This is a genomic window from Enterobacter sp. SST3, from assembly GCF_000286655.1.
Taxonomy (GTDB): domain Bacteria; phylum Pseudomonadota; class Gammaproteobacteria; order Enterobacterales; family Enterobacteriaceae; genus Enterobacter; species Enterobacter roggenkampii.
The window spans coordinates 316,049-330,471 of sequence record NZ_ALNS01000012.1 but is presented as its reverse complement, the minus strand read 5'-3'; the positions used below and the strand labels follow the sequence as shown (position 1 = coordinate 330,471).

General features: G+C 52.3%; 16 protein-coding genes and 1 tRNA gene. 11 read left to right on the top strand and 6 right to left on the bottom strand.

The window, feature by feature from the left end; all coding sequences use genetic code 11:
• Positions 1-53: 53 nt before the first annotated feature.
• Positions 54-141 (bottom strand) — tRNA-Ser (locus B498_RS13620).
• A 232-nt stretch (positions 142-373) separates the two neighbouring features.
• On the opposite strand from B498_RS13620, the gene ghrA reads away from it, so the two are divergent.
• The 4 genes from ghrA (at position 374) to B498_RS13640 (ending at position 3,289) form a co-directional block, all read left to right on the top strand.
• Positions 374-1,312, top strand: coding sequence for a glyoxylate/hydroxypyruvate reductase GhrA (ghrA, locus tag B498_RS13625; RefSeq protein WP_008500851.1), 939 nt, complete (start codon positions 374-376; stop codon positions 1,310-1,312).
• 84 nt (positions 1,313-1,396) lie between these two features.
• Entirely contained in the window at positions 1,397-2,134 is a 738-nt protein-coding gene (locus B498_RS13630; RefSeq protein WP_008500850.1) for a phosphatase, read from the top strand.
• 21 nt (positions 2,135-2,155) lie between these two features.
• Positions 2,156-2,710, top strand: a complete 555-nt coding sequence (locus B498_RS13635; RefSeq protein WP_008500849.1) for a molecular chaperone — start codon at positions 2,156-2,158, stop codon at positions 2,708-2,710.
• Between the two features lie 96 nt (positions 2,711-2,806).
• Positions 2,807-3,289 (top strand): DUF1097 domain-containing protein, encoded by a 483-nt coding sequence (locus tag B498_RS13640; protein ID WP_072205916.1) that lies wholly within the window; start codon positions 2,807-2,809, stop codon positions 3,287-3,289.
• A gap of 43 nt (positions 3,290-3,332) precedes the next feature.
• Here B498_RS13640 and csgG read toward each other — a convergent pair whose 3' ends face one another.
• From csgG to csgD, 4 genes are read right to left on the bottom strand one after another with little or no spacing between them, the layout of a single operon-like run.
• Positions 3,333-4,166 (bottom strand): curli production assembly/transport protein CsgG, encoded by an 834-nt coding sequence (gene csgG / locus B498_RS13645; protein ID WP_008500847.1) that lies wholly within the window; start codon positions 4,164-4,166, stop codon positions 3,333-3,335.
• 26 nt (positions 4,167-4,192) lie between these two features.
• Positions 4,193-4,606: a curli production assembly/transport protein CsgF gene (gene csgF / locus B498_RS13650; RefSeq protein WP_008500846.1), complete on the bottom strand. Its 414-nt coding sequence runs from the start codon at positions 4,604-4,606 to the stop codon at positions 4,193-4,195.
• Positions 4,607-4,629: 23 nt separating this feature from the next.
• The gene (gene csgE / locus B498_RS13655; protein ID WP_008500845.1) at positions 4,630-5,019 is read right to left on the bottom strand and encodes a curli production assembly/transport protein CsgE; all 390 of its coding nucleotides are present in this window, start codon (positions 5,017-5,019) and stop codon (positions 4,630-4,632) included.
• A 4-nt stretch (positions 5,020-5,023) separates the two neighbouring features.
• Complete coding sequence (gene csgD, locus B498_RS13660) at positions 5,024-5,674, bottom strand: biofilm master transcriptional regulator CsgD (protein WP_021240790.1); 651 nt, start codon at positions 5,672-5,674, stop codon at positions 5,024-5,026.
• Between the two features lie 764 nt (positions 5,675-6,438).
• Between csgD and csgB the strand changes: the two genes are divergently transcribed.
• From csgB to ymdB, 5 genes are all read left to right on the top strand, one after another.
• On the top strand, positions 6,439-6,894 hold the full coding sequence (gene csgB / locus B498_RS13665) for a curli minor subunit CsgB (protein WP_008500843.1): 456 nt from the start codon (positions 6,439-6,441) through the stop codon (positions 6,892-6,894).
• A 41-nt stretch (positions 6,895-6,935) separates the two neighbouring features.
• Positions 6,936-7,388, top strand: a complete 453-nt coding sequence (gene csgA / locus B498_RS13670) for a curli major subunit CsgA (RefSeq protein WP_008500842.1) — start codon at positions 6,936-6,938, stop codon at positions 7,386-7,388.
• Between the two features lie 61 nt (positions 7,389-7,449).
• Complete coding sequence (gene csgC, locus B498_RS13675) at positions 7,450-7,782, top strand: curli assembly chaperone CsgC (protein ID WP_008500841.1); 333 nt, start codon at positions 7,450-7,452, stop codon at positions 7,780-7,782.
• 160 nt (positions 7,783-7,942) lie between these two features.
• Positions 7,943-8,263, top strand: coding sequence for a type 1 fimbrial protein (locus tag B498_RS13680; protein ID WP_008500840.1), 321 nt, complete (start codon positions 7,943-7,945; stop codon positions 8,261-8,263).
• Between the two features lie 105 nt (positions 8,264-8,368).
• Positions 8,369-8,911, top strand: coding sequence for an O-acetyl-ADP-ribose deacetylase (ymdB, locus tag B498_RS13685; protein ID WP_008500839.1), 543 nt, complete (start codon positions 8,369-8,371; stop codon positions 8,909-8,911).
• Between the two features lie 35 nt (positions 8,912-8,946).
• On the opposite strand, the gene mdoC is transcribed toward ymdB, so the two are convergent.
• Positions 8,947-10,086 carry a glucans biosynthesis protein MdoC gene (gene mdoC, locus B498_RS13690; protein ID WP_008500838.1) on the bottom strand — a complete coding sequence of 380 codons (1,140 nt, stop codon included), beginning with the start codon at positions 10,084-10,086 and terminating at the stop codon, positions 8,947-8,949.
• A gap of 254 nt (positions 10,087-10,340) precedes the next feature.
• Here mdoC and mdoG point away from each other — a divergent pair, with 254 nt between their 5' ends.
• Entirely contained in the window at positions 10,341-11,894 is a 1,554-nt protein-coding gene (gene mdoG, locus B498_RS13695) for a glucans biosynthesis protein MdoG (protein WP_021240787.1), read from the top strand.
• Complete coding sequence (gene mdoH / locus B498_RS13700) at positions 11,887-14,415, top strand: glucans biosynthesis glucosyltransferase MdoH (protein WP_008500836.1); 2,529 nt, start codon at positions 11,887-11,889, stop codon at positions 14,413-14,415. Before mdoG ends, mdoH begins: the two co-directional genes overlap by 8 nt.
• Positions 14,416-14,423: the final 8 nt, after the last annotated feature.

The following is a 14,423-nucleotide window of genomic DNA, read 5'->3' as shown; positions in this document are numbered from 1 at the left end:
CGTGCAATATGCGAAAAAAAGCCCGCATTTTCATGCGAGCTCTTCTTTAAATATGGCGGTGAGGGGGGGATTCGAACCCCCGATACGTTGCCGTATACACACTTTCCAGGCGTGCTCCTTCAGCCACTCGGACACCTCACCATATTGTCATCCCGTTGTTGACGGGACGGGCGCTAATGTAAGGAAAAGCCGAACTGCCGTCAACTCACTTTTTCAGTAAATTAGCGCGTTTAGACAAACTTCAGGCAACATGATTCTTAATTGTGCTGAAAGCGTCTTTTTTATCAGCAACACAGCCGCGCAATAAATTTGTTATGCTGACAACCTCGTTAAAAAGCAAAATAAATCAGCGTAATAAAAGGCAGGAATGACTATGGATATACTTTTCTATCACCCCACGTTTGAAACGGCCTACTGGATCGAGGCGCTCACGGCAGCTTTACCCGGCGCACGCGTTCGCGAGTGGAAGCGTGGAGATAACGAACATGCTGACTATGCGCTGGTCTGGCATCCGCCGGTAGAAATGCTCCAGGGCCGTAAGCTGAAGGCCGTTTTTGCCCTGGGGGCGGGCGTGGATTCCATTCTGAGCAAGCTGAAGGCGCACCCTGACATGCTGCCGGAAGCGATTCCCCTGTTCCGCCTGGAAGATACCGGCATGGGCCAGCAGATGCAGGAATATGCCGTCAGCCAGGTGCTGCACTGGTTCCGCCGCTTTGATGACTATCAGGCCTTTAAACAGCAGGCCCACTGGGAGCCGCTGCCGGATTACCGTCGCGAAGACTTTACCATCGGCATCCTCGGTGCGGGCGTGCTGGGCTCAAAAGTGGCTGAAGCTCTCGCTCCGTGGGGCTTCCCGCTGCGCTGCTGGAGCCGCAGCCGTAAGGACTATCCGGGCGTAGAGAGCTTTGCCGGAACGGATGAGCTTCCGGCCTTTCTGAACGGCACGCGCGTGCTGATCAACCTGCTGCCCAACACGGCGGAAACGGTAGGGATCATCAATGAAACCTTGCTCAACCAGTTAGCCGATCAGAGCTACCTGATGAACCTGGCGCGCGGGGTGCATCTGGTCGAGCCCGATCTGCTGAAGGCGCTGGACAGTGGAAAGCTAAAAGGCGCCATGCTGGATGTCTACAGCCGTGAGCCGCTGCCGGTGGAAAGCCCGCTGTGGGCACATCCGCGCGTGGCGATGACCCCGCACGTGGCCGCCGTGACGCGTCCGGCAGAAGCGGTGGCGTACATATCCCATACCATCAGCGAAATGGAGAAGGGTAACGCGGTCACCGGCCAGGTTGACAGACAGCGCGGCTACTGAGAGAAACCCGGCGTTCGCCGGGTTTTTGCTAATATTCGCCGCTGATAACTGCTATCCTTTGGAAAAACCGCAGAGGAGAGAGAGATGTATCCCGTTGACCTGCATATGCACACCGTCGCCAGTACCCACGCGTATAGCAACCTCCATGATTATATCGCCCAGGCGAAGCTGAAAGGCATTAAGCTGTTCGCGATCACCGATCATGGTCCGGACATGGCGGATGCGCCGCACTACTGGCATTTTGTGAATATGCGGATCTGGCCACGTCTGGTGGACGGCATTGGGATACTGCGCGGCATCGAGGCGAATATCAAAAATACCGACGGTGAGATCGACTGCACCGGGCCGATGCTGACGTCTCTGGATCTTATCCTCGCCGGTTTCCACGAGCCGGTTTTTGCACCTCAGGATAAAGAGACCAACACCGCGGCGATGATTGCCACCATTGCCAGCGGCAATGTGCACATTATCAGCCACCCCGGCAACCCGAAGTACCCGATTGATATTCAGGCTGTCGCGCAGGCGGCAGCGAAGCACCGCGTGGCGCTGGAGATTAACAACTCCTCCTTTGTTCACTCGCGCAAGGGCAGTGAAGCCAACTGCCGCGAAGTGGCCGCCGCCGTACGCGATGCGGGCGGCATGGTGGCGTTGGGTTCGGATTCCCATACCGCCTTTACGCTGGGTGATTTCAGCGAGTGCCTGAAAGTGCTCAATGACGTTAACTTCCCGGAAGCGCAAATCCTGAACGTGACTCCGCGCCGCATGCTCGATTTCCTCGAATCGCGCGGCATGGAGCCGATTGCCGAATTTGCCGATCTTTAATTGTGTAATGGAATAATAAAAATGAACGAGTTTTCCATCCTTTGCCGCGTGCTGGGTACGCTCTATTATCGCCAGCCGCAAGACCCGCTGTTGGTTCCGCTCTTTACGTTAATTCGTGAAGGTAAGCTGGCGGAGAACTGGCCGCTGGAACAGGATGATTTACTGGCGCGTCTGCAAAAAAGCTGCGACATGCAGCAGATTGCGACCGATTACAATGCGCTGTTCGTCGGCGATGAGTGCCGCGTTTCGCCATACCGTTCTGCCTGGCAGGAAGGGGCGACGGAAGCGGAAGTCCGTGCTTTCCTCTCCACGCGCGGTATGCCGCTGAGCGATACGCCTGCGGACCATATCGGTACGCTGCTGCTGGCCGCTTCCTGGATTGAAGATAACGCCGGGGATGATGAGAACGAAGCTATCGAAACGCTTTTCGAAACGTACCTGCTGCCGTGGGTCGGAACATTCCTTGGGAAAGTAGAAGCCCACGCCGCCTCGCCATTCTGGAGAACGCTGGCACCGCTGACCCGCGACGCAATTGCGGCGATGTGGGATGAGCTGGAAGAAGAGAACGGAGAGTGATTTAGATCACATAAATTCTGCAACGCCGCATTTCAATTTGCACATAATGTGCTTCTGATCGCATTTCCATGGTGCGCTTCTGCTAAGATGCGCGCCATGAACATATTACTTTGTATCGCAATAACAACGGGCATTCTCTCCGGGCTCTGGGGATGGGTGGCCGTGTCTCTCGGATTGCTCAGCTGGGCTGGATTCCTTGGCTGTACGGCCTATTTCGCCTGCCCGCAGGGGGGCGTCAAAGGGCTCTTTATCTCAGGCTGCACGCTGATGAGCGGGGTGATCTGGGCGCTGGTGATCATGAAAGGCAGCGCGCTGGCGCCGCATCTGGAGATGCTGGGGTACATCATGACGGGCGTTGTTGCCTTCCTGATGTGTATTCAGGCTAAGCATCTCCTGCTTTCGTTTGTGCCGGGCACCTTTATTGGGGCGTGCGCGACCTTTGCAGGGCAGGGTGACTGGAAGCTGGTCGTTCCTTCTCTGGCGCTGGGATTGCTGTTTGGCTATGCCATGAAAAACAGCGGTCTTTGGCTGGCGTCGCGGCGGGAAAAAGCGCAAGGCATCACGGCGGTGAGCGAATAAAAAAAGGCGAGATAATCATCTCGCCTTTTTTATGCGCTTCCTGTCAGGATTCCGGAGGGACTGACATATCGCGGTATTTCACCAGTATCGGGTTCTGCACGTCTGCTTTGTTTTGCAGATCCCACAGCCCGCGGTCAATACCGTCGTTGATTAAGAAGATCACGCCGGTTTCAATGGCCGACATCAGACACATCATGACCGGCTCGTTAGAGGTGTAGCCAATTTCACCCTCCAGCAAACGCTGGTAATCGATGAAGCGGAATACCCCTGCCTGAACTTCATAAGACAGGATGGTTTTGCTGGTGTTCACCGAAGAGAGCACTTCGCCTGTACTGACGTTGACCACACGCAGGTTAACGGCGATTTGGTCGAGCTGGTACTGGGTATCCGCACCGATACCGAAGTACCGCGCGCCCGCACCACCCGATTTAACGTTACTTTCGTAACCAATAATCGATCCTTCAATCATCACGTTCGCTGCCGCCAGAGATTCCAGAGGCGTGCGGTTATTGGCCGCGACGGTACCATTCTCCTGTGCGGCACGAATGATTTTCCGTTCATTCAACAGGTTCTGAAGACCCTGACGTTCCAGCGGAATAAACCAGCGCGAATCCTTGAGCGCGGTAACCAGCATCGCGGTGGCGCTTTGCGGCACGGCCGTGGAGAAGTTACTTGCCGGGTAAGGCTTAAATTGCCCGGTTTCATCCTGAATGTTGTATACGGAGACAAATATTTTCCCCGTTGGAGCAGGTAAATGCGTTAAATCACGATAACTCTGGGCCCGAGGCATTAATGTTGGTTTTGCAGCTTCTTTAGGTGGAGCAGTTAAACAACCGCTCAATAAGCACACTGCAACAAATATCAGGAAGCGCTGCATGATCGTTGTCCTTATTTAGCTATTGTTTAAAAGTCAGTTGAATTACTTTGTAGACCGGAAACCTGAATAGTGGAGATCCTTCCGGTTTTACGATCGGTCACGTTCAGCTGAAGCTGTCCATCGGTGTTGGCGATATCAACGATAAAATCGTTGGTCACCATCCGGCCAGGTTTGCCGGTATTAATGTTGGTCAGTAACCCGCCTAAAATCTGCGACTGGATAGCCTGAGTGAAGTTGTCCAGTGCGGATGGGGTATCAACGCTAAAATCCTTTAAGCTTGGGTCCTTATAGGAGTTTTGCGCCTGCGCTTCATTCAGCAGAAAGGCACCGTTGTTAGGGTTACCGCCAAAGTTAGGGTTACGGAACTGAAACGTCATATTTCCGGCCCAGCTTATAGGTGTTATTAGCATTATCGAAACAACTGCATATGCAATACGCATGACAGCCTCCGCATATCGGTTCGCTAGAACTCGTCTTTAGCTAAATCGCTGGTGCTTAATAGGGCTTTATCTATTTGCAGGCGATTAATAGCGTCTTCTGATTGGGCCAGTGCCAGGGCTACGTTTTTATCGAAGTCCATTTTAGTGGGGAATAAAAACGTTTGATAAATAACGTACTGATTGGCCGTTATTGTTATCCAACTTCCCCATCGTGCACTGGGCCGCTCGTTGATTGTTATATTTCCGGTATAAGTACTGTCCCATTTGTCACTGAAGGCTCGGTAAAAACTGTGCCCGACCGATGAGACAGTGTGGTCTGTTAACAATCCGGGAACTTCGACCTCGACGGCCTTCAGATTCCCGGCAGCGAGCAGGAAACTCGCTGCGGCGATCCAACTCAACGTGCGCTTCATGTGATTAACGCCTGAGGTTATCGTTTGCCCACGAAACCGCCTGAGTTCGGTTTTTTACAGCTATCTTCTTGAAAAGATTATAAAGGTGCGTCTTTACCGTATTTTCGCTGATAAATAACGAACGGGCGATTTCAATATTTGAAGCACCAATGCGTAACTTATTCAGGATCTCTTTCTCACGGTGCGTGAGCAGTGCTGACTCTGAGCTGTTATAGCGATAATTTCCAGAGTGCGTGATGAGGTAGCTGGCCAGCTTTTGCGAAAAATAGCACTCTCCGCGCAATATGCCTTGCAGACCCTCAACTACCCGGTCTTCTTCTTCCGTGACGTAGAACACGCCATTGATATGCGGCCAGCTTTCAATATCCCTGAAAGGATATTCATCAGGCGTATTCAATAATAGCACGCGGATATTATTGTTTTTTCTGCTTAAAATATCTTGCCAGTAATGGATGAGCTTTTTATCAGCTTCCATCATATCGAACAGAATGATGCTGCCAGGTGCAATATCATCAAAAGAACGTTGAATATTATGCAATTTCCCGTTCAGTGATAAAGATTGCTTTAAATGTTGTAATAACGCTGTCGCTTGCAAAGAAGGTTTTGTGATCAACAGTAATGTATGACCATGTAAACTATGGACTTCATTATACATGATGAAACCCCACTTTTTTTTTGGCACCTGGCAGCTGTCCTCCTGTTTAATAGAGGACACCAGAAGTACTGACAGATGTTGCACTGCTGTGTGTAGAATCAGACCATAACCTCCACGGGGAGGTAAATATAAAACCAATTTCGTACATCTAATTTCAATCTAGCTTTTACGAAGTTTAAAGCAAGTGTTAAACATGTAACCGAATGTAAAAATCAATATTAATTTGTGAAAATCACTTGTGATGAATGGCGGGAAATGATGAGAAAGTTGTACATCTAAATAGAGATGCACAGTTTTTAAAAATCATACAAATATTTATATGCTGTTGATTTTTAATTGTTTTTGATATTTTCCGCTAACGATAAAACAGTATGAGATACAGATTATTTCTAAGCCCATAAATGCGCGGTTGTCTGACTTAAGAAAACGGGCTTCGTGTCACGACTGTGAAAAAGTGTCCTTCTGCCGTTACGTTTAAACAACGCGAGAAGACGCGTGGACAGCCTTCGCCTCGTTGTACAACCTGATTGTTGGACAGGGGAAATAAAAAATATAAGCTGGCCTGAGTAAAGTGATTTTTGTCGTAAATTACGACTTTGTGGTGATCCGAAAAATAAAAATAAGCCGCGCGGGTGAGATATTTAAAATGTTTCAGCGGACATACTCTTCACCGTAACGACGCGTTAACACAATACGCATCGTTTTTACAAGTAACACGGTTATAGGTTATGGCGTGATTAAATAACCAGGTCCAGGGTGACAACATGAAATACACATCGTTATTTATGGTGTTTACATTACTGGGTGCGCCTGGATTTGTAACCGCAGCGAATTCAGATTTAGCCAATGCTGAATATAACTTTGCGGTTAACGAATTAAGTCTTTCATCACTCAATCAGGCAGCCATTATTGGTCAACAGGGTGTTTTTAATGACGCTCAGGTTCGCCAGGAAGGTTCAAAACTCTTGTCCATTGTTTCACAGGATGGGGCGGGCAACAGAGCAAGAGTTGATCAATCAGGGAGTTACAATATAGCCTGGATCGATCAGAGCGGTACCGCGAATGATGCAGGTATTACGCAAGAGGGATACGGTAATAGCGCGAAAATTATCCAGAAAGGGTCGGGTAATAGAGCAAATATTACGCAGTACGGTACGCAGAAAACCGCAGTTGTAGTGCAGAAACAGTCGCAAATGGCGATTAACGTTATTCAACATTAGCGCATTCGCGACGATTTTAATCAATCCGATGGGGGTTTACCATGAAATTTCTCAAAGTGGCAGCGCTTGCAGCAATCGTAGTTTCTGGTAGTGCTATGGCGGGTTCTATTAATCAGGGCGGCTGGGGTCATGGGCATGGTCATGGCGGATACAGTGGCCCAAATTCAACCCTGAATATTTATCAGGACGGTGGCGGTAACTCCGCGGTTGCTCTGCAGACAGACGCCAGAAATTCCGTGCTGAATATTACCCAGAAAGGTGGCGGTAACGGCGCTGACGTTGGTCAGGGTTCTGATGACAGTAAAATCAACCTGACCCAGAAAGGATTTGGCAACAGTGCAACACTGGATCAGTGGAACAGCAAAAAATCTGTTATGAACGTTAGCCAGTCCGGCGGCTTTAACGGCGCCCTCGTCGACCAGACTGCCTCTAACTCTACTGTCAACGTTACCCAGATTGGTTTTGGTAACCACGCGACAGCTCATCAGTACTGATACTGAAATCTGTGCTACAAAAAAACAGGGCTGATGCCCTGTTTTTTTTCGGGAGTTCATCATGAATACCTTAATTCTTCTTGCCGCGCTTTCCAGCCAGATAACTTTCAAAACGTCGCAGCAGGAAAATATGACCACCATTATTCCTCAGGTCACCCTGGCGCAGCCGTGTGATTGTCAGGTTCAGATTGTTTCCGTTCGGGAAGGGCAGGGGGGAAAAAGTTCGTCCCGACAGCAAAATACCCTTTTTATACCCGCTAATCAGACGATTGATTTAATGCGCCTGAGTTTAAATATTAATGCGGGAGACACGGTAAAAATCGTTGTCACCGTTTCAGACGGTAAATCGCTTCATTTATCACAGCAGTGGTCGCCAGCGGAACGTTCGCTTTAATCATTCATGAAATCAATGTGTTGCGAATGTGGCGGGTCTGTGCCGTTGAGCTATGCTGATATCAGGGATCAGGTCATTATGTTCCTTAACGTGAGACTTCGTTTGTCATAATGAAGTGCGTTTACCCCTCAAGGACGATTTTCATTGAGGAGTACCGATAATGAACCACTCTTTCGCTCGACTCGTGACGGGTCTGGGCCTGATTGTTTCTGTTTTTAGCCTCCCGGTTTATTCGGCTACCATTGTGAACGGTGGCGTTATTCATTTTCGCGGTGCCATTGTTGCAGACCCCTGTGAAGTTACGCCGCAGCAAAGACAGTTTGCTATGTCCTGTCCGGATAATAATCGTATGCAAACGCGCATGGTCAGTTATGAAGAGGCGCTTAATGGCAAAGTGTCCGATTCAGATCTGGTGTCGCTCCGCATGAAATACCTTAACCCTGAAAAAACGCTCGCGGTTGTCGAAATCCAGTATCGATAGCGTTCTCTCTTCCGCTTTGTGCGGAAGAGGATTTTTTCTGATAGTTTTTTCTCCCGGGCAGCCCTGCGATACACTTAATAAAAAGGCGGGTTGCAGAGGGGCTTTATGAAACCGCAAATTGAAGTTATTCATGGTGATATTACGACCATGCACGTCGACGTCATCGTCAATGCGGCCAATCCCTCCCTGATGGGGGGAGGCGGTGTGGACGGGGCTATCCACCGGGCTGCAGGACCGCAGCTGTTGGAAGCCTGCAAAACCGTACGGCAACAGCAGGGCGAATGTCCTCCCGGCCATGCGGTCATTACGCTTGCGGGCGATCTGCCTGCCAAAGCGGTGATCCACGCCGTAGGGCCTGTCTGGCACGGTGGCGATCGGCACGAGGCGAGTATTCTGGAAGAGGCTTACCGGAACTGTCTGCGGCTGGCTGCCGACAACGGCTATAAAACAATGGCATTCCCGGCCATCAGTACCGGGGTGTATGGCTATCCTAAGGCGGCTGCCGCTACGATCGCCGTCGACACCGTTTACCGCTATCTGTCGCTAAAGCCGATGCCTGAGAAAGTTATCTTTGTCTGTTTCGATGAAGAAACCACCCACCTTTATCAACGGTTGCTGACCCAGCGCGGGCAGGAACTGGACACCTGAAGCAAAACGCGGCGCACTGAGTGCGCCGCGGTTGTTTATGAGGCTTTTACCTGAGGTTTTCCTGAGAAGAGGAAACGGAGAAGCGGGATCCGCAGGTGGATTTCATAGAGCACGATCGCAATCCCCACGACAAACACCAGACCGGTAAAGAAACCCAGCGTGTTAGAGGCGATATGCGGGGTGATGTAAGCCCCGAAGAAGAGCGTGAGCGGGTGATGCACCAGATAAATAAACAGCGACGCATTCACGAAGTAGGTCACGCGGCTGGACTTAAAGTTCAGCAGGCGGTGGCCGAGCGCGAATACTACGTTCACCATCCATAAACCCAGCAGCATGGTGATCACGCTTTCCGTTTCGTACATCCAGGCGTCACCGCTCCCGTAGCGCTGGTTCAGCAGATAGGCCGCGAACGCGATGGCCGCACCTACAGCACACCACGGTGACGGGGTAGTAAACAGCGCTTTCAGCTTCGGGTAAATAAACGCCAGCGCGCCAATTAAAAAGAACGGAATGTAGAAAAGGGACTGCATCACCACAAAATTAAACAGGCCGTCGCTCAGTATCGGTGGATAGACGATAAACAGGATGCGTCTCACCGCGGCGTAAGCGATACCCAACAGCAAGAAGAGCACCGACAGCTTGCCCAGCGTAACGGTAGCGAAAAAGGCGTCAGCTCTCGAACTCAGGTGGTGACGCAGGCGGCTGAAAATGAACAGGCTCACCGTAGTGAGCACCACCAGGACCAGCAGGAACCACAGGTGAGACACCAGCTCCCAGACCAGCGTGTTGTACTTTTCATACAGCGACAGATTCGGCCAGTTTTCCGCTTTGCCTTTGACGTACTGCAGCATAATGAACTGAGGCAGCGTCAGCAGCGGAATCGCGGTCAGCATGGGGATCCCCACGCGCTCGACGCGCACCTTCCACCAGCGTTTAAGCGGGTATCGCAGAAACAGCATGTAAGAGAAATAGCCGGAGATGACAAAAAACACCTGCATACGGAAGGCGTGAATAAAGTCATTAAACAGCGTCAGCCACCAGGAGGGCATCTGGCTATTCACATGCCAGGTGTGGCTGGAGTAAATCAGTGATATGTGAAAAGGGATCCCCAATAGCATCAGCCATGCCCGGATCGAGTCGAGGAAATATTCACGTTCTGTTGGTGTTGTGCTCATATAACGTTGTGCATTCTCAGACTTTTCGTCTTATCCCTAAGACTCATAATGGTTACATTCGAAAGCAACCCTACACCAAGACCGACACCCTGTCTCCAGGATAAGCACGCAAAGTGAATAATGGGTTCTTTCATTTGCTTAATCCATGAGCCAGCAGCTGAACAAAGCAGTGATAATGTTGTCGGATTGCCTGAGTTTCCATTAAAATGGATCGGATCGATATAAGCACACAAAGGGGGAAGTGCTTACTTATTATGAAACATAAACCACAGATGATGAAAATGCGTTGGTTAGGTGCTGCAGTGGTGTTATCACTGTATACCTCATCGGCACTGGCCTTTAACATCGATGATGTCGCAAAACAGGCAAAATCGATGGCTGGCAAGAGCTACGAAGCGCCGAAAAGTAACTTGCCCTCCGTTTTCCGCGATATGAAATATGCGGACTATCAGCAGATCCAGTTCAATCACGACAAAGCCTACTGGAGCAACATCAAGACCCCGTTCAAGCTTGAGTTTTATCATCAGGGTATGTATTTCGACACGCCTGTTGCCATCAACGAAGTGACGGCCACAGCGGTACGTAAGATCAAATACAGCCCGGATTACTTCAATTTTGGCAATGTGCAACACGATAAAGATACGGTGAAAGACCTGGGCTTCGCAGGCTTTAAGGTGCTTTACCCGATCAACAGCAAAGATAAAAACGACGAAATCGTCAGCATGCTTGGTGCCAGCTATTTCCGCGTGATTGGCGCGGGGCAGGTATACGGGCTTTCTGCGCGCGGACTGGCGATTGATACCGCGCTGCCATCAGGTGAAGAATTCCCACGTTTCCGTGAGTTCTGGATTGAACGTCCAAAACCAACGGATAAACGTCTGACCATTTACGCGCTGCTGGATTCACCGCGTGCGACCGGCGCCTATCGCTTTGTGATTATGCCGGGTCGTGACACCGTGGTTGACGTGCAGTCCAAGGTTTACCTGCGTGATAAAGTGGGCAAACTGGGCGTTGCACCACTGACCAGCATGTTCCTGTTTGGGCCGAACCAGCCGTCTCCGGCCACTAACTTCCGCCCGGAACTGCACGACTCCAACGGTCTGTCTATTCATGCCGGTAACGGAGAGTGGATCTGGCGTCCGCTTAACAACCCGAAACATCTGGCGGTGAGCAGCTTCGCGATGGAAAACCCGCAAGGTTTTGGCCTGCTGCAGCGTGGCCGTCAGTTCTCCCGCTTTGAAGATTTGGACGACCGCTATGACCAGCGTCCAAGCGCCTGGGTCACGCCAAACGGTGACTGGGGTAAAGGTAAGGTTGAGCTGGTTGAGATTCCAACCAACGACGAAACCAACGATAACATCGTGGCTTACTGGACGCCGGATCAGCTGCCGGAAGCCGGTAAAGAGATGAACTTCAAGTACACCATCACCTTCAGCCGCGACGAAGATAAGCTGCATGCGCCGGATAACGCGTATGTGATGCAGACTCGCCGTTCAACGGGTGATGTGAAGCAGTCTAATCTTATCCGTCAGCCTGACGGTACCGTGGCCTTTGTCGTGGACTTTACAGGCCAGGATATGAAGAAACTGTCACCGGACACCGCCGTTGCCGCTCAGGCCAGCATCGGTGATAACGGTGAAATCGTTGAGAATACCGTGCGTTACAACCCGGTAACCAAAGGCTGGCGTCTGACCCTGCGCGTGAAAGTGAAAGATCCGAAACAGACCACTGAAATGCGTGCTGCGCTGGTCAGTAACGATCAGCCGCTGAGTGAAACCTGGAGCTATCAGCTACCTGCCAATGAATAATACATCTGAATATATTGATGCCATGCCGCTGACGGATATCGAAAAAGCGGCACTGCCTAAGAGCGACATCCGCGCGGTTCACACCGCGCTGGATGGTGAACATCGTCAGTTTTCCCGTGATGATGATACGCCGCTGGGGTCAGTAAAGGCACGTCTGGAGCAGGCCTGGCCGGACTCGCTGGCAGAAGGGCAGTTGATTAAAGACGACGAAGGGCGCGATCAGCTTCAGGCGATGCCGAAGGCCACGCGTTCCTCAATGTTCCCCGATCCGTGGCGCACCAACCCGGTGGGCCGCTTCTGGGATCGCCTGCGCGGGCGTGATGTGACGCCGCGCTATCTGTCACGCCTGACGAAAGAAGAGCAGGCTTCCGAACAGAAATGGCGTACCGTGGGGACCATCCGTCGCTACATCCTGCTGCTGTTGACGCTGGCGCAGACGGTCGTCGCGACCTGGTATATGAAAACCATCCTGCCGTATCAGGGCTGGGCGTTCATCAACCCGATGGACATGATGGGCCAGGATCTCTGGGTCTCCTTCATGCAGCTGCTGCCGTATATCCTGCAGAGCGGCATCCTTCTGCTGTTCGCGGTTCTCTTCTGCTGGGTCTCGGCCGGTTTCTGGACCGCGCTGATGGGCTTCCTGCAGCTGCTGATGGGGCGTGACAAATACAGCATTTCGGCGTCAACGGTCGGGGATGAACCCTTCAATCCTGAGCACCGTACCGCGCTGATTATGCCTATCTGTAACGAAGACGTTGACCGCGTGTTTGCGGGCCTGCGTGCCACCTGGGAGTCCGTGAAGGCGACCGGCAACGCGGAGCATTTTGACGTTTACATCCTGAGCGACAGTTACAACCCGGATATCTGCGTGGCAGAGCAAAAAGCGTGGATGGAGCTGATTGCAGAAGTGCAGGGCGAAGGGCAGATCTTCTACCGTCGCCGCCGCCGTCGTGTGAAGCGTAAAAGCGGTAACATCGATGACTTCTGCCGTCGCTGGGGTAACCAGTACAGCTACATGGTGGTGCTGGATGCTGACTCCGTCATGAGCGGTGACTGCCTGAGCGGTCTGGTGCGTCTGATGGAAGCCAACCCGAACGCGGGTATCATTCAGTCTTCGCCAAAAGCGTCGGGAATGGACACGCTCTATGCGCGCTGTCAGCAGTTCGCCACCCGTGTTTACGGGCCGCTGTTCACGGCAGGTCTGCACTTCTGGCAGCTGGGTGAATCCCACTACTGGGGTCACAACGCCATCATCCGCGTGAAGCCGTTCATTGAGCACTGTGCGCTGGCGCCGCTGCCGGGCGAGGGTTCGTTTGCCGGTTCTATTCTGTCACATGACTTCGTGGAAGCGGCGCTGATGCGTCGTGCTGGCTGGGGCGTCTGGATTGCCTACGACCTGCCGGGATCGTACGAAGAGCTGCCGCCGAACCTGCTGGACGAGCTCAAGCGTGACCGCCGCTGGTGTCACGGTAACCTGATGAACTTCCGCCTGTTCCTGGTGAAAGGGATGCACCCGGTTCACCGCGCGGTGTTCCTGACGGGCGTGATGTCTTATCTCTCCGCACCGCTGTGGTTTATGTTCCTTGCGCTCTCCACAGCGCTGCAGGTCGTCCATGCCCTGACGGAGCCGCAATACTTCCTGCAGCCGCGCCAGCTGTTCCCGGTGTGGCCGCAGTGGCGTCCGGAGCTGGCGATTGCGCTGTTTGCCTCCACCATGGTGCTGCTGTTCCTGCCTAAGCTGCTCAGCATTATCCTGATCTGGTGCAAAGGCTCGAAAGAGTACGGCGGTTTCTTCCGCGTGACCCTTTCACTGCTGCTGGAAGTGCTGTTCTCCGTGCTGCTGGCACCGGTGCGTATGCTGTTCCACACCGTTTTCGTGGTCAGTGCGTTCCTGGGCTGGGAAGTGGTCTGGAACTCACCGCAGCGTGATGACGACTCCACGCCGTGGAGCGAAGCCTTTATGCGCCATGGTTCTCAGCTGCTGCTGGGTCTGGTGTGGGCGGCCGGGATGGCGTGGCTGGATCTGCGCTTCCTGTTCTGGCTGGCGCCGATTGTCTTCTCGCTGATCCTGTCGCCGTTTGTCTCCGTGATCTCCAGCCGTTCGACGGTGGGGCTGCGGACCAAACGCTGGAAGCTGTTCCTGATCCCGGAAGAGTATTCCCCGCCGCAGGTGCTGGTGGATACCGATCGCTATCTCGAGCAGAACCGCAATCGCACCCTGGATGATGGCTTTATGCACGCCGTGTTTAACCCGTCATTCAACGCCCTGGCAACGGCAATGGCGACGGCGCGTCACCGCGCCAGCCAGGTGCTGGAGATTGCCCGCGATCGTCACGTTGAGCAGGCGCTGAACGAGACTCCGGAAAAACTCAACCGTGACCGTCGTCTGGTCCTGTTGAGCGACCCGGTTACGATGGCGCGTCTTCACTACCGCGTATGGTCCGCTCCGGAGAGATACTCTTCGTGGGTAAACTACTATAAAGAACTGAAGCTGAACCCGCTGGCGTTGAAGGCGAAGTAAGTGGTTAA